Raw genomic sequence first — 19,065 nt, forward strand, 5'->3', positions numbered from 1 at the left:
TCTTTAAGTAGTTGAGGACTGAGTGTAAAACTCCGTCCGGCAATTAGTTAATTTGTCATGGCCGACGGGATGACAACTCTGAAAACCTAAGGATAGACCGCTGAGGGCGTGCAAATTCCCGGAAAATGGAAAATAAAGTGCTGCATTGTAGCGTTTTCCTTCCCCAATCTTGCGTTATTGATTGATAAAACCTCACGCTTTCGGCAGAATGGATGGTTCGGGCGGTGTTTTGTGCACTGCCCAAAAGCTGTCTGAAAAGTCGTGAAATAGCCAGGAGCATCCTTACAAGGGGTGATTGCGGGTATTTGTTGCGGCGCACCTACTCCTGTGTGACGATAACCCAATTTTCCAGACAGCTTTTTAAAGCTGGATAATGTTGCGTAAAATACAAGGAATTGTGCTGTGCGACCGATTCAAAAATCGAAAAAACTGGATGATGTCTGTTATGACATCCGTGGCCCCGTGCTGGAAAAAGCACGGCAGATGGAGGAAGAAGGCCATAAGATCATCAAGCTGAACATTGGCAACCTGGCTGTGTTCGGTTTCGAGCCGCCCGACGAAATCGTGCAGGACATGATCCGCAACATGGGTAATGCGTCCGGCTATACCGATTCCAAGGGTATGTTTGCACCGCGTAAGTCTGTCATGCATTACTGCCAGCAAAAGCAGGTCCAAGGCGTCACGATCGATGACATCTATCTGGGTAATGGCGCTTCTGAACTGATCGTCATGAGCATGAACGCCTTGCTCAACACAGGCGATGAGGTGCTGGTGCCGGCCCCGGATTATCCTTTGTGGACCGCCGCCGTCAGCCTTTCCGGCGGCACGCCTCGCCATTATGTGTGTGATGAGCAGGCCGGCTGGTTTCCGGATATCGACGATATCAAGAAGAAAATCAACGCGAACACGCGTGCGATTGTCGTTATCAACCCGAATAATCCGACCGGCGCCTTGTATCCGGTCGAACTGTTGCAGCAGCTGGTCGATCTGGCGCGCCAGCACCAGCTGATTATCTTTGCCGACGAAATCTACGACAAGGTGCTGTACGACGGCGAAACCCACACTTCGCTGGCCTCGCTGGCGGACGATGTGCTGTTCATTACATTTAACGGTTTGTCGAAAAATTACCGTTCTTGCGGTTATCGCGCCGGCTGGATGGTGGTCTCGGGTGAAAAGAAACACGCCAAAGGCTATATTGAGGGTTTGAACATGCTAGCCTCGATGCGCTTGTGCGCCAATGCACCGGGGCAGTATGCAATCCAGACTGCGCTGGGTGGCTATCAGAGCATTAACGACCTGGTCGGGCCAGGCGGTCGTCTGACGCGTCAGCGCGATATGGCGTACAAATTGCTGACCGATATTCCTGGCGTTACCTGCGTCAAGCCGAAGGCGGCGCTGTATATGTTTCCGCGCCTCGATCCGAAAATGTATCCGATCGCCGACGACCAGGATTTTGCTTACGAATTGCTGGCGGAGCAGCGCGTGCTGATCGTGCAGGGCACTGGCTTCAACTGCCCGACGCCGGATCACTTCCGCGTGGTGTTCTTGCCGAACACCGACGATCTGGCGGATTCGATGGGACGCATTACCAGTTTCCTGGAGGGGTATCGCCGGCGCCACGGCACAGCCTGATGCGGCGACAGGATAGATAGTAGAAATATTTTATTAAACCGCCGGATCGATGCAGCCATCTTTGGCTGCCAGTCCGGTATCAGCAGATTTTTTTCACAGACAGCAGAGATCATGAAATCCATCAAGGTAGGTTTGCTTGGCATAGGTACGGTCGGTTCCGGTACGTTCAACGTATTGAAGCGCAATCAGCAAGAGATTGCAGCGCGCGCAGGGAGAGCTATCGAGATTACCATGGTGGCCGATCTCGATACCGAGCGTGCCAAGCTGCTGACCAATGGTGAAGTCGCCGTGATCAATGACGCCAAGCTGGTGGTCGATAATCCGGAGATCGATATCGTCATCGAGCTGATCGGTGGCTACGGTATCGCCAAGGAGCTGGTATTGCGGGCGATCGCCAATGGCAAGCATGTGGTCACGGCTAACAAGGCGCTGATTGCAACTCACGGCAACGAGATTTTCAAGGCTGCGCAAGAAAAGGGTGTGATCGTCGCCTTTGAAGCGGCGGTCGCCGGCGGCATCCCGATCATCAAAGCGCTGCGCGAAGGTTTGACCGCGAACAGCATCCAGTGGATCGCCGGCATCATCAACGGCACCACCAATTTCATCCTGTCCGAAATGCGCGACAAGGGCCTGGACTTTGACGTCGTACTCAAGGAAGCGCAGCGGCTGGGCTATGCCGAAGCTGATCCTACTTTCGATATCGAAGGGGTCGACGCAGCCCATAAATTGACCATCATGGCTTCGATAGCATTTGGCATCCCGGTGCAGTTTAACAAGGCGCACGTTGAAGGCATCACCAAGCTGCAGGCGACTGATATCCGTTACGCCGAACAACTCGGCTATCGCATCAAGCTGCTTGGCATCACCAAGCGCACTACCGGCGGTATCGAGCTGCGTGTGCATCCGACACTGATTCCAAGCAAGCGCCTGATCGCCAATGTCGAAGGCGCGATGAATGCGGTGCTGGTGCGCGGCGATGCCGTCGGAGATACGCTGTATTACGGTAAGGGTGCAGGTTCGGAGCCGACGGCCTCGGCAGTGATTGCCGATCTGGTCGACATTACACGCCTGGCGACTGCCGATCCTGAGCATCGCGTACCGCACCTGGCATTCCAGCCGAACGCCATGGCTGACACGCCGATCCTGCCAATGGCGGAAATCACTACCAGCTACTACCTGCGCATGCATGTCGCTGATCAGCCGGGTGTGTTGGCTGACGTGACGAGGATTCTGGCCGATTCGTCGATCTCGATTGATGCCATGCTGCAAAAGGAGCCTGCCGCAAATGAGACCCGTACTGATATCATTATGCTTACGCATCAGACCCAAGAAAAAAATGTCGAAGCCGCGATCGCCAAGATCGAAGCTTTGACGACTGTGGTCGGTAGCGTAACCAAGATCCGATTGGAAGAATTGGGTTAAGTTGAGTTGGTCGAACTTATGTGGCGAATGCCAAAACCTGTTCGCCTGCCGGTGACGACTATTCCGGCAGGTAGCGAACGGATTCTAAGGAGAGAGTATGCGTAAGATGTTGATGGCCTTTTGCCTGGCGCTGCCTGCGGCGGCGTTTGCCCAGGTTGATCCATGCCTGTCGCAAAGTACCACCGCTGACATGAATACCTGCGCCAAGACTGCGTTCGATAAGGATGAAAAGACCTTGAACGATACCTATCAGCAACTAATCAAACAAATCACCAAGCCGGACCAGGACGGCGTGCGCTATGGTGAAGTCAAGAAAAAGCTGATCGAAGCGCAGCGCGCCTGGGTCGGTTTCCGCAAGAAGGATTGCGACGCTGTGTATACCTACAACGAGAGCGGCACGATTCGTGACCTTGAATTTCTGGGGTGCATGCGCGCCCACACGGAACAGCGCACCAAGGAACTCAAGAATTTCATCGTTGAAAAATAAGCCTGTAGCTTGGGCTGGCCTCTCATAGCCCAACTGAGTCATCAAAAAGGCCGTAGCGGATTTTATCTGCTACGGCCTTTTTTTGTGATTTGATATCTGTCTCAACGAATTAATGCAGCGAAGTCACAGAAAATTATTGTATTAGCAACAGTGGATGTGTGGGACTGGCGCAAAAGGCCGAGGGAGAAAGTCATCGTGAAATGCGGGCAGGTTGCCCGCTGCAGAAACCAGGTCTCTGCAGCGTCGAATATAGGGCGCCAGCCTTACTCCAGATTTTGTACCTGCTCACGCATCTGATCGATGAGCAGCTTCAATTCCATGGACGCATCGGCAAGCTCCTTGATTGCCGCTTTCGAACCAACCGTATTCGCTTCGCGATTGAGTTCCTGCATCATGAAATCCAGACGTTTGCCGACCTGGCCGCCTTTTTTCAGGATATGACGGGTTTCGTTGAGATGCGCAGCCAGTCGCGACAGTTCTTCCGCGATATCGATGCGGATGCCATACAGCGTGACTTCCTGCCGAACCCGGTCCAGTGCTTCTTCACGCGACAAACCGGCGTTGGAGGCGTCTTGCTGGGTCAGGCCGAGAGCTTCCTGCATGCGCTCTATGGCTTTTTGCTGGAACTGCGCCACGACCAGTGGAACCAGCGGCGTAATCCGCTGCACGATGGCGTCCATGGCGTCTATACGGGTGATCAATGTGGCTTGCAGCGCTGCGCCTTCACGCGCCCGCGAGTCAACGAACGCTTCCAACGTAGCGGCCATGGTGGCCTGGATATCCGCTTGCAACGTATCCTGGCTGATCACCGCTTCTTCGATGACGCCAGGCCAGCGTAGCAATTCGTTGACAGTCAGTGGTGCGGCCTCGACGAAGTGCTGGCGCACAGAGTTTTGCAAGTCGGCCAGCGACGCCAGCAGTTCGGTATTCAAGACTTGCGCTGCGCCGGATGCGGTTTTACGGCCGAAACTTAGCCGGCATTCCACCTTGCCGCGCGCAATACGGCCGATAATGGCTTCGCGCAGCGCCGGTTCGAGCGAGCGCAAATCGTCGTTGATGCGGAACTGAAGGTCGAGGAAGCGCGAATTGACGCTCTTGATCTCGATGGTAATCGTACCCGCGGCCGTCTCGCGATTGGTGACGGCATAACCTGTCATGCTGCAGATAGTCAAAATGCTGTCCTTTGTTTCTGGTTTGCAAGGGTTTTTCTTTACAAGTCAGCGATTTATCAAGACAATCCTTAGACTAATTAATAGGGTAGGATCGCATGGCCGCGCAAAACAATGCACCATTGCCTGACGGGCTAAAAATTGCTGGATACCGCATTGTAAAGAAGATTGCTTCTGGCGGGTTCAGTATTGTCTATCTGGCATACGATGAAGATGGCAACGCAGTCGCCATCAAGGAATATCTGCCAAGCTCACTGGCGCTGCGCCAGTGGGGTGAACTGGCGCCGGCAATTTCGCCGGAAAACCTGCCGACTTTCCGAATCGGCTTGAAATGCTTCTTCGAAGAAGGCCGCGCTTTGGCGCGCATCGCCCATCCGAACGTGGTGAGCGTGATTAATTTCTTCCGCGCCAACGAAACCGTGTATATGGTGATGGCCTACGAATCGGGTCGTTCTTTGCAGGAGCATATCCTGCGCCGCCGCGATAAAGGCGAAAAGCCGCTGGTCTCGGAAAAATTCATCCGCAAGATGTTCCGTCACGTGATGAACGGCTTGCGCGAAGTGCATACGCATAAATTGCTGCATCTGGACCTGAAGCCGGCAAATATCTATCTGCGCGCCGACGGCACGCCGATCTTGCTCGATTTTGGCGCTGCCCGCCAGACGCTGCGTTCAGACTCGCCCAAGCTGTATCCGATGTATACGCCGGGTTTTGCGCCAGCGGAATTGTATGAGCGGAATGGCAATCTCGGGCCGTGGACCGATATCTATAGCATCGGCGCCTCGATTTTCGCCTGCATGGTGGGCGCACCGCCGCAACCGGTAGACCAGCGCAAGGTCAATGACAAGATGGAAGGCCACTTCCGCAAGCTGGAAGGCTTGTATTCGCCGGAACTGATCCAGGTAGTACGCTGGTGTCTGATGATTGATCCGCTGCAGCGGCCGCAAAGCGTGTTCGCAGTGCAGCGCGCTTTGATGGAGCCGGTGCAGGAAGAGGAAGTCAGCATACGCGATATGGTGACGCGCAAGATTCGCAGCGTCTTCTTCACGCACATCCAGTTCCGTCGCAAAGCCGAGAGTAATCCGGATACGACGATCCAGGAAAATACCCAGTAACATGCCGGCTGGAAGGCCCGAGCGGCCTTTGGCCGCTTTTAGCCATACCTTTAGCTGGTTTTTTAGTAAGTACATCACATAGAGAAGTCATGCGATTTTCTGTTTATCAAGAAAGCCATATCGGCGGCCGCAAGGTCAATCAGGACCGGATGGGCTATAGCTTCACGCGTGACGCCTTGCTACTGTTGCTGACCGACGGCATGGGTGGCCATCTGCACGGCGAAATTGCAGCCAATATTGCGATGCAAACCATCGGTTCGCTATTCCAGAAGAATGCCCAGCCGTATATCAAGAAGCCGGAGCGGTTCCTGGAAGATGCTTTCTATGCCGCGCACATGGAAATTCACCGTTACCGCGAAGTCCACAAACTGCCGGAAACCCCGCGCACCACAGTGGTGGCCTGCCTGATTCAGCATAACAGCGCATTCTGGGCGCATTGCGGCGACTCGCGCCTGTACTGGATGCGCAACGGTCAGATCCTGGCGCGCACTCGCGACCATTCGCGTATTGAAAGCCTGATTGCCCAGGGTAAGGCCGATCCTTCGGAGCGTGCTACGCATCCCGACCGCAACAAGTTGTTCAACTGTCTCGGCGCGACCAATATGCCTATCGTCGAGCTGTCGCGGCGCGTCAGCCTGCAGGCGGGCGACGTCATGCTGCTGTGTTCGGACGGCTTATGGTCGATGCTACCGGATCACGTTCTGGCGCAACGGCTGCAAACCAGCACCATCGTCAGGGCGGTGCCCGAGCTGGTGAATAATGCGCTAGGGATTGCCGGCAAAACCAGCGATAATATTACTGCTTTGGCAATGGCCTGGGGCAGCGACCCGAACATCGATGATCCATCCAGTTCGATCGTTACCCATACGCTGCCGATCGGCAGCCTGACCACAACCATCCAGGCGCCGCGGCTTGGTGCGATTGATGCGCCGGACGGCTTCAGCGATGCCGATATCGAGCAGGCGATCGCGGAAATTCGCGGCGCCATTGAAAAAAATATTTAACTGCCTGAAGACGGGATCATTGCTGGCCTGGCCAAGCCTGATTACGTCGTTTTGCAAATTTTAAGGATACACATGTTGCCAATTACCCGTCCTAGCGGACGCGCAGCCGATGCATTACGCGTCGTGCGCCTGACCCGCAATTACACCAAGCATGCGGAGGGTTCGGTACTGGTCGAATTCGGCGACACCAAGGTTATCTGCACTGCGAGCCTGGAAGAGAAGGTTCCCGGTTTTTTGAAGGGCAAAGGCCAGGGCTGGCTGACTGCCGAGTACGGCATGTTGCCGCGCTCCACCAATACCCGTATGGACCGCGAAGCGGCGAGAGGCAAGCAATCCGGACGCACCCAGGAAATCCAGCGTCTGATCGGACGTTCGTTGCGGGCAGCCTTCGATTTGCAGGCTTTCGGCGAACGCACCTTGCATCTGGATTGCGACGTGATCCAGGCTGACGGCGGTACCCGTACCGCCTCCATCACTGGAGCCATGGTTGCAGCCTATGATGCTTTTGCGCAGTTGTTGGAAAGCAAAGCGATCGCGGCAATTCCTCTGAAGCACTTTGTTGCAGCGATTTCGGTCGGCGTCTATCAAGGCACGCCGGTGCTGGATCTGGACTATGTCGAAGATTCCGGTTGCGATACCGATATGAATGTGGTGATGACAGATACCGGTCACTTCATTGAAGTGCAGGGTACTGCGGAAGGCGTGGCCTTCGACCGTCCTACCCTGAACAGCTTGCTGGACTTGGCGCAGGGCGGCATTGGCGAACTGATACAGTTGCAGAAGCAGGCCTTGGGCCTGACAGCTTAACGTTTCTCGGACAGGTTGGTCGATGGGTTGAAACATGGTTTGCAGATAACACGCATCGCTGCGTTGTGTCTGCAAGCTATATAATTCGCCTTATGTATATCGATTCCCACTGCCATATCAATTTTCCAGAGTTGTCCGCAAGGATGCCGGAAATTCTCGCCAAGATGGCGCAAAACCAAGTGACCCATGCGCTGTGCGTCTCGGTCGACTTGCCGGATTTCCCGCAAGTGCTGGCGCTGGCCGAGACTTATCCGCATATCTACGCCTCGGTTGGCGTTCATCCCGATTATGAAGATACAACGGAGCCGAGCGTCGACGACCTGATCCGTCTTTCCGATCACCCGAAGATCATCGCCATCGGCGAAACCGGCCTCGACTATTACCGTCTGCAGGGCGACCTGGAATGGCAGCGCGAACGCTTTCGCCGCCATATCCGTGCCTCGCGAGCGACTGGCAAGCCGCTCATCATCCATACCCGCGCCGCGTCGGAGGACACTATCCGAATCATGCAGGAAGAGGGCGCTGGCACTAATGCCGGCGGCGCTGGTGGCGTCATGCATTGCTTTACCGAATCGCTGGCGGTGGCGGAAGCTGCGATCGCGATGGGCTTCTATATTTCCTTTTCCGGCATCGTGACCTTCAAGAGCGCCAAGGAATTGCAGGCTGTAGCGTTGGCAGTGCCTCTGACCAGCACACTGATTGAAACCGATTCTCCTTACCTGGCGCCGGTGCCGCATCGCGGCAAGATGAACGAGCCTGGCTGGGTCATGCATGTCGGTGAGTTCCTGGCCAACTTGAAAGGCGTGCCGGCTGCCCAGGTCGCGCAGCAAACTACGGAGAATTTTTTCAATTTGTTCAAACTGGCAAAGGATCAAGCGCATGCTTAATATACAAAACCGAATGCATGGTCGTTCATGTTTCTCGGCAGTCTTGTTGCTCCTGCTGGCGTTCGCATGTATGCCAGCGCTGAGCTGGGCCAAGAATGCCGACGATTTTTTCAAAGCAGTCAAGCTGGATGACGAGCGCGGCATGAAGGCTTTGCTGGCCGCTGGCGTCAGTCCTAATCTGGTAGAAAAAGAGCGCGGCGAGACCGGCCTGATGCTGGCCCTGCGCGAAGATTCGAAGAAGGTGTTCACCGTCTTGCTGAATGCGCGCGGCGTCAATCTCGACCTGCGCGCCCGCAACGGCGACACAGCGTTGATGATCGCGTCATATAAAGGTGATGTGCCGGCGGTGAAAGCCTTGCTGGACAAGGAAGCCGAACCCAACAACACCGGCTGGACAGCGCTGCACTACGCGGCGTCAATCGGCAACGATGAAATCGTGCAGATGCTGCTGGATGCTTCAGCCTATATCGATGCCGGCTCACCCAACAATACAACCCCAATCATGATGGCCGCCCGTGCCGGCAAGATCCTGACGGTCAAGCTGCTGCTCGACAGTGGCGCCGACGTCACCTTGAAGAATGACGTTGGCATGACAGCGATCGATCTGGCCAAAAAATTCGATCACAACGATATTGCCGACGGTTTGACGCAGCGTTTGCAGAAGGCCGGCAAACTATAAGCCAGCCGCAGGTTACACAATGATCTGCGGCCCGACGTCCTTAATGTCCTTGGTGCCGGTCAGCGCCATGCTGACATCCAGCTCCTGCTGCATGATTTGCAGCATGCGGGTTACGCCGGCTTCGCCCATGGCGCCCAGGCTGTATAGGAATGCGCGGCCGATCATGGTGCCTTTGGCGCCCAGTGCGACAGCCTTCAATACATCCTGGCCGCTGCGGATGCCGCCGTCGAACCACACTTCAATCTGATCGCCCACCGCATCGACAATCGCCGGCAACGCGGAAATCGAGGATACCGCACCATCCAGCTGGCGACCGCCATGATTGCTGACGACGATGGCGTCGGCGCCGGTGGTGGCGGCAATCTTGGCGTCTTCGACATCCAGGATGCCTTTCAGGATCAGTTTGCCGCCCCATTGTTCTTTGATCCAGGCGATGTCGTCCCAGCACAGGCTTGGATCAAACTGACTGGCGGTCCACTTGCTCAACGTCATGATGCCGTCGGCGCCTGCGACATGGCCTGCCAGATTGCCGAAAGATTTACGTCCACTCAATGCGCGCAGAGCCCAGCCTGGTTTTGTCGCCAGATCGAGCAGATTGGCTAAGGTCATTTTCGGCGGTACCGACATGCCGTTTTTTAAATCTTTATGGCGTTGCCCCAGAATTTGCAGGTCCAGAGTCAGGACCAGGGCTGAGCACTTGGCTGCCTTGGCGCGCTCGATCAGCGATTTGATAAAACCACGGTCGCGCATCACATACAGCTGGAACCAGAACGGCTTGGTGGTGACGCTGGCGACGTCTTCGATGGAGCAGATGCTCATCGTTGACAAGGTAAACGGGATGCCGAATTTTTCCGCTGCGATGGCGCCCAGCATTTCGCCGTTGGCCCATTGCATGCCGGTCAGTCCGGTCGGCGCGATCGCTACCGGCATTGTTACCTCCTCGCCGATCATGGTGCTGCGAGTGGAACGCTGGTCGACATTGATGGCCACTCGTTGCCGCAATTTCAACGCCGCCAAGTCAGTGCTGTTGGCGCGGTAGGTACTTTCGGTATAGGAGCCGCTGTCGGCGTAGTCGTAGAACGCTTTCGGGACGCGTTTTTTTGCCAGCAGGCGTAAATCTTCAACGCAGGTAATAACAGGCATAAGGCTCTCCGCAAATCTGGTAATTATTGTGTGTGGCTATATTAGATGAAAAGCATCCCAATGCAGTGCAATTCAATTGATGCATGGCATGAAGCATTTTCAAGTGACGAGCTGCCGCAGAGTGCTAAGGGAGCTGTTGCAACAGCTCTTGCGCCGCCTGCCGACCGCTGCGCACTGCAGACTCCAGCGTCGCCGGATAATCGCTTGCGGTGTAGTCGCCGGCCAGCATCAGCTTGGGCAAGCCGCTGTCGTTGTCCGGGCGTGGCAAATCCGGGGTGCAGGCGAAGGTGGCGCGCTTCTCGGAAATCACTTGGCTCCATAGCGGTTGTGCCAATTGCGGTTGCTGGAAGGCGGCAGCGATTTGCGCGGCGACAGCATGGCTCAGGGCTTGATGGCCATCCAGGATTGCTGCGGACGAGGCGCTGATCACCACCGCCAGCAAGCCGGCTTGTGCTGGATCGAGCTGGCCGCGGTCAAATACGAACTGACCCCAGGCCGGCGCGTCGGTGTCGGCGGCGTTTTCAGGGTCGTCAATCAGGGCGAAGAATGGTCGTGGCAAGCGAGTATCGCTGGCATATTGCAGGTAGCAAGTGGTAATCGGTTCGTACTCAAAGCTGCGTAATGCGGCGAGCAGGGCAGCATCGGCGCAATCTTCCAGCAGCGCCGCTGCGGCTTCAGGCGGAGTGGCGATCACGACGGCATCGAAATTCTGACTGCTTTCGTTGCATTGCAATTGCCATTGCTCACCGTCCCGGCGCAATTGGCGGACGCTACGACCAGACTCCAGGTTGCCGCCGCGTTCTTCAATGAAGGCTGCAGCCTGTTGTGGAAACAGACTGCTCAGGTCATAGCGCGGTAACAACATATCAGACGCTTTGCGGCGGGCGCCGAGACTGTCGCGCAATACCGCCAGGAATACTTGTGCCGAGGCTTGCTCTGGCCGGGTATTGAGGGCGGCAATGCATAGCGGTCGCCACATCAGCCGGATCAGGCGTTCGGTTTGGTCGAAGCGCTCAAGCAAGGTGCTGACGCTGCAATCGTCATTGAGGTGCCAGCCCATCCAGCGTGCGGCTGAAGAAAAACGCGCCAACGCCAGCTTGTCCTCGCGTTCCAGGCCATCTGCGCGCCAGAGCGCCGCCAGCAGATGCAAAGGAGCTGGTAAGCGCGGCGTGGCGAAGGTCATGCCGCCGCTGCCGGCCGGATAGCACATTTGCAATGGCAGGCGCAGCATGGCGCGGTCGGGATCGATGCCGACTTTGCGCATCATTTGCAGGGTTTGCTTATACGCGCCCAGCAAGATGTGCTGGCCGTTGTCGAGTATGGTTTCGCCGATGTCGACCCGACGCGCACGGCCGCCCAGCTGGCGGCTGGCTTCAAACAAGGTCACCTGATGACCGGCTTGCGTCAGTTCGACGGCGGCGCTGCAACCGGCCCAGCCGGCGCCGATGACGGCAATCTGTTGTGCGTCGGCAGCCATCTTAGTAGGCAAAAAGGATGGTCGACGGGATCAATTTAGCCGCGTACATAAGTCTTCCACGCCAGCCAGAGTTTACGGATGGGCGTCAGCGATATGCGTTGATTCAATACATGAAAGCCATCGCGCTCTATCTCGTTGAGCAGGGCTCGGTAAATCGCAGCCATCATCAGGCCGGGGCGCTGGGCGCGCCGGTCTTGCTTAGGCAGCAAGGCAAAGGCTTCGTCATAGGCTTGCTGCGCACGCGCCACCTGGAAACGCATCAGATTGACGAAATTTTCACTGTAACGGGCGTTGAGGATGTCGGCGGCGGTGACGCTGAATTGCTGCAGCTCGTTGACCGGCAGGTAAATGCGGCCCTTGCGGCTATCTTCGCCGACGTCGCGGATGATGTTAGTCAGCTGGAACGCCAAGCCAAGCTTTTCTGCGAACTCAAGGGTTTGCGGTTGGCTCACGCCAAAGATACTGGCCGAGAGGATACCGACCACGCTAGCGACATGCCAGCAATATTTTTTCAGGCCGGGATAGTCCAGATAGCGGGTCTGGTTCAGGTCCATTTCCATGCCGTCGACAATGGCTTGCAGATGCTTGCCTTCCAGGCCGTAGGTGAGCAGGTGCGGTTGCAGCGCCTGGGTTACCGGGTGGGACGGATTGCCGGCTAGCATGGCGGCGATTTCCTTGCGCCACCACATCAGCTTGCTACGCGCTACACTTTCATCGGTGCATTCGTCGACCGTATCGTCTACTTCGCGGCAAAACGCATACAGTGCTGTAATGGCGCGGCGGCGCTCGGCCGGCAGGAACAGGAAGCTGTAGTAAAAACTGGAACCGCTCTGGGCGGCTTTTTGCTGGCAGTATTCGTCTGGGGACATGGATATAAAAACGGTAATAAATTCGCAAAAAATAGGCAAAACGTGTAGGGCGGACTGTGTTGCAGTCAGCCTAAGAACAACTTGCCCGAAGTATACGTAAGAAACGCTGCTTGTTTGCTGATTTTATTACTTTATCTCATGCGCAAGGCACGCCAGGCCAGCAGCAGCCAATCGGCTTTCCCTAGTTTCGGTCGCTGGCGGAACATGTCGTAATCGACTGCTTCCAGCATTTCCAGGATGCGCAAGCCGCCTTGTATCACCAGCCGCAATTCCCAGCCGATCCGGCCTGGCAGTCTGAGCGCCAGATCCTGGGCGCCGGTCATCATGCTGCGTGCGCGTTGTATTTCAAATTCCATCAGGCGACGCCAGGCATGATCCACGGTGCCGCCAGCAAGCTGCGCCTGCGACACGCCAAAGCGCTGCAAATCTTCCAGCGGCAGGTAAATGCGGGTCTTGTCCCCGTCAATGGCGACGTCTTGCCAAAAATTAATCAATTGAAGCGCTGAGCAGATGGCATCGGAATCGCGCAGGTTTTGCGGGTTGGCGGCGCCATACAGATGCAACATCAGGGCGCCGACCGGATTGGCCGAGCGGCGGCAATAATCGAGCAGGTCGGAAAACTGGCTATAGCGCGTGGTAACTATGTCTTGTTTGAATGCTGATAGCAGGTCGCGAAACGGCGTCAGCGGCAACCCGTATTCGGCGATCACCTGTTGTAGCGCCTGGAATAGCTGGCTATCGGCTGCGTGACCTTGTTCTATTCTGTCTAGTGCAGCTTCATAGGCATTCAATTCGCGCAAACGCTGGTCGGCGCTGGCGTCGCCCTCGTCGGCAATGTCGTCGGCGCTACGGGCAAAGGCATAAATGGCATTGACTGCGGGGCGCAAGCGCGCGGGCAGTAGTAGCGACGCGACCGGGAAATTTTCGTAATGATTGATGGGCATTGGACGCTGGCAAATGTTTTGTTAAAAAGACATTTTTGTCTCTATTATGTGTGGATGCAAAAAAGCCTTGGGCAAACTTGATCGCACGCAATTATAATTACTGACTTTAGAGTTATTAATTCGCGGGCCAGCTAAATCCAGTGCAGCAGCGCCCAACGTTCACTTGATAAATATCCTGATGGCAATGCGCAAAACGACAACAGCCCAGAATAGTAAAGGAAAAAACGTGTCGACTCAGATAAATCCGCGTTCATTTGAAGGCCCGCGTACGTTGGCGAGCGCATCCCGCTTCACTTCCTTATTGTTTGTTTGCACATTGTCCTTGCTGGCGGCCTGTTCCAAACCGCCGGAAAAGGTCGAGGATATCCGTCCGGTGCGCGTCATCGTGCTGAATCCAGCCAATGCCGACGTCACATCCGAGTTGCCGGGAGCGGTGCAGGCACGCTATGAATCGCAACTGGGCTTTCGCGTCGGCGGCAAGATCACTGCGCGCCAAGTAGATGTCGGTACAGTGGTCAAACGTGGCCAGGTCTTGATGCGACTGGATCCAAAAGACTTGCAGCTGGCGCAAGCGCAGGCGGCGGCGGCGCTGTCGTCGGCGGCCAGCAATCGCGATACGGCCAAGGCCGACTTCAAGCGTTACCAGGAATTGCGCGACAAGAATTTCGTCAGCCAGGCGGTGCTGGACCAGAAAGATACGGCCTTTAAGGCGGCGCAGGCAAGCTACGACCAGGCGCAGGCGGCTCTCAGCGGACAGTTGAATCAGACCGCTTACGCCACTCTGGAATCGGACGTTGATGGTGTAGTTACTGCGATCAATGCCGAGGCTGGGCAAGTGGTGGCGGCGGGAACGCCTGTGGTCAGCGTGGCGCGCCAGGGCGCCAAGGAAGTGGTGGTCGGCGCACCGGAAAACCAGGTCGATAAGCTGCGCGCCAGCGGCGATGTGCAGGTGCGCTTATGGGCTGACCCCAAGCAGATAATCCATGGCACGGTCCGCGAAGTGTCGCCGATCGCCGATCCGGTAACCCGTACTTACGCCATCAAGATTGCAATCCCGGATGACACTCCGAATGTCAAGCTAGGTATGACGGCTTACGCGGCGTTCACCAGCAAGACCAGCGACGATGCGCTCAAAGTGCCGCTCACCGCACTGCTGCGGGTGCAGGACCATAGCGTGGTGTGGGTGGTTGACGGTGGCAAGGTGCGTCAGGTGCCGGTGGAAATCACAGGCCAGCATGGCAATGAAGTATGGATCCAGGGAGCGCTGCAAGGCGGCCAGCAGATAGTCACGGCCGGCGTCAATCAATTGAAGCCGGGACAAAAGGTCACGATTCTGAATGCGCCTGAAGCTAGCCTGCCTGCGGCCAAGGTTGCCGCCGTGAGCGGAGCCGGCCAATGAGCAACGGCAAAAAGAGCGGTTTCAACCTGTCGCGTTGGGCGCTGGAGCATATACCGCTGACGCGTTACCTGATGGTGGTGTTGGTGATCGGCGGCATCCTGAGCTATGGCCGCCTTGGTCAGGATGAAGATCCGCCGTTTACTTTCCGCGCCATGGTGGTGTCGGCGCAATGGCCGGGTGCGACTGCTTTGCAGATGGCCGACCAGGTTACGGATAAACTAGAAAAAAAGCTGCAGGAAACTCCGCATGTGGACACGATCCGCAGTTATTCCAAGCCGGGCGAGACGCTGATTATCCTGCAGCTGCAAGAGTCCGCCACGCCCAAGGAAACCGTAGATGCCTGGTACCAGGTGCGCAAGAAGATCGGCGATATCCAGCTGACCTTGCCGCAGGGCGTGTTGGGCCCGTTCTTTAACGATGAGTTCGGCGAAACCTACGGCTCGATCTTTGCAGTTTCTGGCGACGGTTTCAGTTATGCCGATGTCAAGGATTATGCCGATTTCGTGCGCCAGCAGTTACTGACCTTGCCATCAGTTGCCAAGGTTGATCTGTTTGGGGTGCAGGACGAAAAAATCTTTATTGAATTTTCCCAGAAAAAATTCTCCCAGCTCGGCATCACGGTGCAGGACATCGTCAACCAGTTGAGTGCGCAGAATGCACTACAGTCCAACGGCCTGCTGGTCACGGCCAGCGACAATTTGCAGATCCGCGTGAGCGGGGCGTTGACCTCGCCCAAGGATCTGGAAAATTTGCAGCTGCGCGCCAATAACACCACTTTCAGGCTGGGCGATTTTGCTGCCATCAAACGTGAATACGTCGATCCGCCATCGCAAAAGATGCGTTATAACGGCAAGGAAGTCATCGGCCTGGGCGTCTCGATGGTAAAGGGTGGCGATATCATTGCGCTGGGTAAAGACATGGCGCGGATGACGGCGGAGATCAAGGCCAAATTGCCGGTCGGGATCAACCTGGAGCGCGTGTCCAACCAGCCTAAAATTGTCGCTGAGTCGGTCGATGAGTTTCTCAAGACTTTGATGGAAGCGGTATTGATCGTGCTGGCGGTGAGTTTTCTGTCGCTCGGTTTTCATACCAAACCGTTCCGCATCGACGTCTGGCCGGGTCTGGTGGTGGCGCTGACGATTCCGCTGGTGCTGGCGGTGACCTTCTTGTTCATGCGCATCTTCAGCATCGATTTGCACAAGATCTCGCTGGGCGCGCTGATCATTGCGCTGGGTTTGCTGGTCGACGACGCCATCATCGCGGTCGAAATGATGGTGCGCAAGATGGAGGAGGGTTTGTCGCGGCTTGAGGCGGCGACCTTTGCCTACACCTCCACCGCAATGCCGATGTTGACCGGCACCTTGATCACCGCCGCCGGCTTCCTGCCGATCGGGCTGGCCAAGTCGGCCGCCGGCGAATATACGTTTTCGATGTTTTCGGTAAATGCGATAGCTTTGCTGATTTCCTGGCTGGTGGCGGTGTTGTTTACGCCGTATATCGGTTATTTGCTGCTGAAGGTCAAGCCGGCTGCGGGTGCTGACGGACATCATGAATTGTTCAATACGCCGTTTTATTCGCGGGTGCGGCGCGCGGTCAACTGGTGCGTGGAATGGCGCAAGACGACTATCGCCTTGACCTTGATGGTGTTTGCCTTGGGCGTCTTCGGCTTCAAATTTATCGAAGAACAGTTTTTCCCCGATTCCAGCCGGCCGGAGCTGATGATTGAATTGTGGTTGCCGGAAGGATCGTCGTTTGCCGCCACCGAAGCACAGGCCAAGAAGTTCGAGGCCTTTATTCATAATGCGCCGGAACTGGAAAGCATGACCACTTATGTCGGCAGCGGCAGTCCGCGTTTTTATCTGCCGTTAGACCAGATCCTGCCGCAGACCAATGTGGCCCAGCTGGTGTTGCTGACAAAAGACTTGGCTTCGCGCGATGCCCTGCGCCTGAAAATCACCGATGCCTTCAAACATGGTTTCCCGGAAGTGCGAGGTCGTGTGAAGCTGCTGCCGAGCGGACCGCCGGTGCCGTACGCGGTGCAATTCCGCGTCAGCGGCACCGATGCCGCCAAGGTGCGGGCGATTGCCGACCAGGTCAAGAGCGTAATGAATGCCAATCCGAATATCACCGGTCTCAACGACAACTGGAACGAGTCGGTCAAGGTGCTCCGGGTCGATCTGGACCAGGATAAATTGCGTACGCTGGGGATAGGTTCGCAAACCGTGATGCAAACCGTGAATACCTTGTTGACCGGCACCACTATTGGCCAGTATCGCGAGCATGACCGCCTGATCGACATCGTTGTGCGCCAGCCGCTGGACGAGCGCGCCACTATCGATGCTTTGAACCAAGCCAATATTCCGACCGCCAGCGGCAAATCGGTGCCGTTGGCGCAAGTGGCGACCGTCAAGCTGGTATGGGAGCCGGGCGTGGTGTGGCGCGAGTGGCGCAATTGGGCGATTACAGTGCAGGCCGACGTCATCGACGGCGTGCAGGGGCCGACCGTGACCGACCAGATCAACCCGCAGCTCGACAAGATCCGAGCGCAACTGCCGCCAGGTTATCTGATCGACGTCGCAGGCGCGGCGCATGATGCGGGCAAGGCGCAGGATTCGATCGCTGCCAATGTGCCGCTGGTGATTTTCATCATATTTACCTTGCTGATGCTGCAATTGCACAGTTTCTCGCGCTCACTGCTGGTGTTTCTGACCGGGCCGCTGGGAATAGCCGGCGCCGCGGCGGCGCTGCTAATCTTGCATCGGCCATTCGGCTTCGTTGCCCAGCTCGGGGTCATCGCGCTGTTTGGCATGATCATCCGCAACTCGGTGATCCTGATCGATCAGATCGAGCATGATATTGTTAATGGCGTAGCGCCCTGGGATGCGATTGTCGAATCAGCGGTGCGTCGTTGCCGACCGATCATGCTGACCGCAGCTGCGGCAGTGCTGGCGATGATTCCTTTGTCGCATTCGGTGTTCTGGGGACCGATGGCGGTTGCGATCATGGGCGGCTTGATTGTCGCCACCGGCCTGACGTTGCTATTTTTGCCGGCGTTGTATGCTGCCTGGTTCAGAGTCAAAAAGCCGTAGTTGTCGGTCTATTGTCCGGAGAACAAATTTTTGACGGGAAAGCATCCTGGCCTCTCGCCATATCGTACAGCTTGCAGTAGAATAGCGGGCTGCCCGATATTGCTGTTCCGTATTGGGTGAAATGAAGCAAATGCGACCGTGGCGAAATTGGTAGACGCAACAGGTTTAGGTCCTGTCGAGAGCAATCTTGTGGAGGTTCGAGTCCTCTCGGTCGCACCAGCGCTGGTACTGAATTACCTTACCGGCTGGCTGAAGATTGAAGAACCCTCTATTGAGGGTTTTTTTACGCCTGCGTTTTTTGCTTTGAATTGAGCTAGCAAAAAAAGCCTGCGTTGCAGGCCTCCGTATACACATACAATCAATCGGATTTTTCTTTCTCGGAGTAAACATGCTTGCAAAATCACAGTTGTTGCTGGTTTTAACTGGTTGCGCCGCATTCATGACGCTCGCTTCGGGCGCAGCGCAAGCAGCGTCGGAGCAAGTGGGTGAGGTCAGTACCGCGTTTCGATGGGTCGGCCGCAATGACCGGGTGGTGGTTGAAGCCTATGACGATCCCAAGGTGCAGGGTGTGACCTGTTATGTTTCGCGGGCGCGCACTGGCGGCGTCAAAGGCACTGTCGGCTTGGCGGAAGACAGAGCAGAGGCGTCGATTGCCTGTCGCCAAGTGGCGACGACAGTGCAATTCACAGGTAAGTTGCCGTTGCAAGAAGATGTGTTTACTGAGCGCATGTCGGTATTGTTCAAGCGCTTGCATATTGTGCGGCTGGTTGACCCGAAACGAAATACGCTGGTTTATCTGACGTATTCGGATAAGCTGGTGGATGGTAGTCCGCAAAACAGCGTTACCGCCGTGCCGGTGCCGGCCAGCAACCCGATTCCGCTTAAATAAGCGGTTATATAAATGGTTTCATCGGTCCATTCGCTGCCTTATATAGCTGCGTA

General features: G+C 56.1%; 16 protein-coding genes and 1 tRNA gene. 12 read left to right on the forward strand and 5 right to left on the reverse strand.

Going from position 1 to position 19,065, the window contains the following annotated elements; all coding sequences use genetic code 11:
• Positions 1-402 precede the first annotated feature (402 nt).
• The 3 genes from LT85_RS10710 (at position 403) to LT85_RS10720 (ending at position 3,541) form a co-directional block, all read left to right on the forward strand.
• Positions 403-1,632, forward strand: coding sequence for a pyridoxal phosphate-dependent aminotransferase (locus tag LT85_RS10710; protein WP_038488393.1), 1,230 nt, complete (start codon positions 403-405; stop codon positions 1,630-1,632).
• A 111-nt stretch (positions 1,633-1,743) separates the two neighbouring features.
• Positions 1,744-3,054 carry a homoserine dehydrogenase gene (locus LT85_RS10715; RefSeq protein WP_038488396.1) on the forward strand — a complete coding sequence of 437 codons (1,311 nt, stop codon included), beginning with the start codon at positions 1,744-1,746 and terminating at the stop codon, positions 3,052-3,054.
• Between the two features lie 97 nt (positions 3,055-3,151).
• Positions 3,152-3,541: a lysozyme inhibitor LprI family protein gene (locus tag LT85_RS10720; protein WP_038488399.1), complete on the forward strand. Its 390-nt coding sequence runs from the start codon at positions 3,152-3,154 to the stop codon at positions 3,539-3,541.
• Positions 3,542-3,804: 263 nt separating this feature from the next.
• Here LT85_RS10720 and LT85_RS10725 read toward each other — a convergent pair whose 3' ends face one another.
• Complete coding sequence (locus LT85_RS10725) at positions 3,805-4,698, reverse strand: YicC/YloC family endoribonuclease (protein WP_038488402.1); 894 nt, start codon at positions 4,696-4,698, stop codon at positions 3,805-3,807.
• 110 nt (positions 4,699-4,808) lie between these two features.
• On the opposite strand from LT85_RS10725, the gene LT85_RS10730 reads away from it, so the two are divergent.
• From LT85_RS10730 to LT85_RS10750, 5 genes are all read left to right on the forward strand, one after another.
• Positions 4,809-5,825, forward strand: coding sequence for a serine/threonine protein kinase (locus LT85_RS10730; RefSeq protein ID WP_038488405.1), 1,017 nt, complete (start codon positions 4,809-4,811; stop codon positions 5,823-5,825).
• Positions 5,826-5,914: 89 nt separating this feature from the next.
• Positions 5,915-6,829, forward strand: a complete 915-nt coding sequence (locus LT85_RS10735; RefSeq protein WP_038488408.1) for a PP2C family protein-serine/threonine phosphatase — start codon at positions 5,915-5,917, stop codon at positions 6,827-6,829.
• 72 nt (positions 6,830-6,901) lie between these two features.
• The gene (gene rph, locus LT85_RS10740; RefSeq protein ID WP_038488411.1) at positions 6,902-7,636 is read left to right on the forward strand and encodes a ribonuclease PH; all 735 of its coding nucleotides are present in this window, start codon (positions 6,902-6,904) and stop codon (positions 7,634-7,636) included.
• A gap of 92 nt (positions 7,637-7,728) precedes the next feature.
• Positions 7,729-8,523, forward strand: a complete 795-nt coding sequence (locus tag LT85_RS10745) for a TatD family hydrolase (RefSeq protein ID WP_038488414.1) — start codon at positions 7,729-7,731, stop codon at positions 8,521-8,523.
• Positions 8,524-8,593: 70 nt separating this feature from the next.
• Entirely contained in the window at positions 8,594-9,202 is a 609-nt protein-coding gene (locus LT85_RS10750; RefSeq protein WP_253273711.1) for an ankyrin repeat domain-containing protein, read from the forward strand.
• Between the two features lie 12 nt (positions 9,203-9,214).
• Here the strand turns inward: LT85_RS10750 and LT85_RS10755 are convergent, their stop codons facing one another.
• From LT85_RS10755 to hpnC, 4 genes are all read right to left on the reverse strand, one after another.
• Positions 9,215-10,345: an alpha-hydroxy acid oxidase gene (locus tag LT85_RS10755; protein WP_038488419.1), complete on the reverse strand. Its 1,131-nt coding sequence runs from the start codon at positions 10,343-10,345 to the stop codon at positions 9,215-9,217.
• A gap of 124 nt (positions 10,346-10,469) precedes the next feature.
• The gene (gene hpnE / locus LT85_RS10760; protein WP_038488422.1) at positions 10,470-11,822 is read right to left on the reverse strand and encodes a hydroxysqualene dehydroxylase HpnE; all 1,353 of its coding nucleotides are present in this window, start codon (positions 11,820-11,822) and stop codon (positions 10,470-10,472) included.
• Between the two features lie 35 nt (positions 11,823-11,857).
• Positions 11,858-12,691 (reverse strand): presqualene diphosphate synthase HpnD, encoded by an 834-nt coding sequence (gene hpnD / locus LT85_RS10765; protein WP_038488425.1) that lies wholly within the window; start codon positions 12,689-12,691, stop codon positions 11,858-11,860.
• 131 nt (positions 12,692-12,822) lie between these two features.
• Complete coding sequence (gene hpnC, locus LT85_RS10770; protein ID WP_038488428.1) at positions 12,823-13,635, reverse strand: squalene synthase HpnC; 813 nt, start codon at positions 13,633-13,635, stop codon at positions 12,823-12,825.
• A 226-nt stretch (positions 13,636-13,861) separates the two neighbouring features.
• On the opposite strand from hpnC, the gene LT85_RS10775 reads away from it, so the two are divergent.
• From LT85_RS10775 to LT85_RS10790, 4 genes are all read left to right on the forward strand, one after another.
• On the forward strand, positions 13,862-15,034 hold the full coding sequence (locus tag LT85_RS10775) for an efflux RND transporter periplasmic adaptor subunit (protein ID WP_081992247.1): 1,173 nt from the start codon (positions 13,862-13,864) through the stop codon (positions 15,032-15,034).
• A complete protein-coding gene (locus tag LT85_RS10780) occupies positions 15,031-18,123 on the forward strand; it encodes an efflux RND transporter permease subunit (protein ID WP_038488431.1) in 3,093 nt (1,030 codons plus the stop codon). Before LT85_RS10775 ends, LT85_RS10780 begins: the two co-directional genes overlap by 4 nt.
• 132 nt (positions 18,124-18,255) lie before the next feature.
• A tRNA-Leu gene (locus tag LT85_RS10785) sits at positions 18,256-18,342 on the forward strand.
• A gap of 220 nt (positions 18,343-18,562) precedes the next feature.
• Positions 18,563-19,012, forward strand: coding sequence for a CreA family protein (locus LT85_RS10790; protein ID WP_052135513.1), 450 nt, complete (start codon positions 18,563-18,565; stop codon positions 19,010-19,012).
• Positions 19,013-19,065 lie beyond the last annotated feature (53 nt).

The sequence above is a fragment of the Collimonas arenae genome (genome assembly GCF_000786695.1).
In the GTDB taxonomy this organism is placed as follows: domain Bacteria; phylum Pseudomonadota; class Gammaproteobacteria; order Burkholderiales; family Burkholderiaceae_D; genus Collimonas; species Collimonas arenae_A.

Excerpts from the sequence above, each read along its gene's own strand:
- LT85_RS10735 (WP_038488408.1), top strand. The coding sequence starts at position 5,915 with ATGCGATTTTCTGTTTATCAAGAAAGCCATATCGGCGGCCGCAAGGTC.
- LT85_RS10790 (WP_052135513.1), top strand. The coding sequence starts at position 18,563 with ATGACGCTCGCTTCGGGCGCAGCGCAAGCAGCGTCGGAGCAAGTGGGT.
- LT85_RS10725 (WP_038488402.1), bottom strand. The coding sequence starts at position 4,698 with ATGACAGGTTATGCCGTCACCAATCGCGAGACGGCCGCGGGTACGATT.
- hpnC (WP_038488428.1), bottom strand. The coding sequence starts at position 13,635 with ATGCCCATCAATCATTACGAAAATTTCCCGGTCGCGTCGCTACTACTG.
- LT85_RS10755 (WP_038488419.1), bottom strand. The coding sequence starts at position 10,345 with ATGCCTGTTATTACCTGCGTTGAAGATTTACGCCTGCTGGCAAAAAAA.
- rph (WP_038488411.1), top strand. The coding sequence starts at position 6,902 with ATGTTGCCAATTACCCGTCCTAGCGGACGCGCAGCCGATGCATTACGC.
- hpnE (WP_038488422.1), bottom strand. The coding sequence starts at position 11,822 with ATGGCTGCCGACGCACAACAGATTGCCGTCATCGGCGCCGGCTGGGCC.
- LT85_RS10730 (WP_038488405.1), top strand. The coding sequence starts at position 4,809 with ATGGCCGCGCAAAACAATGCACCATTGCCTGACGGGCTAAAAATTGCT.
- LT85_RS10745 (WP_038488414.1), top strand. The coding sequence starts at position 7,729 with ATGTATATCGATTCCCACTGCCATATCAATTTTCCAGAGTTGTCCGCA.
- LT85_RS10780 (WP_038488431.1), top strand. The coding sequence starts at position 15,031 with ATGAGCAACGGCAAAAAGAGCGGTTTCAACCTGTCGCGTTGGGCGCTG.
- LT85_RS10750 (WP_253273711.1), top strand. The coding sequence starts at position 8,594 with ATGCCAGCGCTGAGCTGGGCCAAGAATGCCGACGATTTTTTCAAAGCA.
- LT85_RS10715 (WP_038488396.1), top strand. The coding sequence starts at position 1,744 with ATGAAATCCATCAAGGTAGGTTTGCTTGGCATAGGTACGGTCGGTTCC.
- hpnD (WP_038488425.1), bottom strand. The coding sequence starts at position 12,691 with ATGTCCCCAGACGAATACTGCCAGCAAAAAGCCGCCCAGAGCGGTTCC.
- LT85_RS10720 (WP_038488399.1), top strand. The coding sequence starts at position 3,152 with ATGCGTAAGATGTTGATGGCCTTTTGCCTGGCGCTGCCTGCGGCGGCG.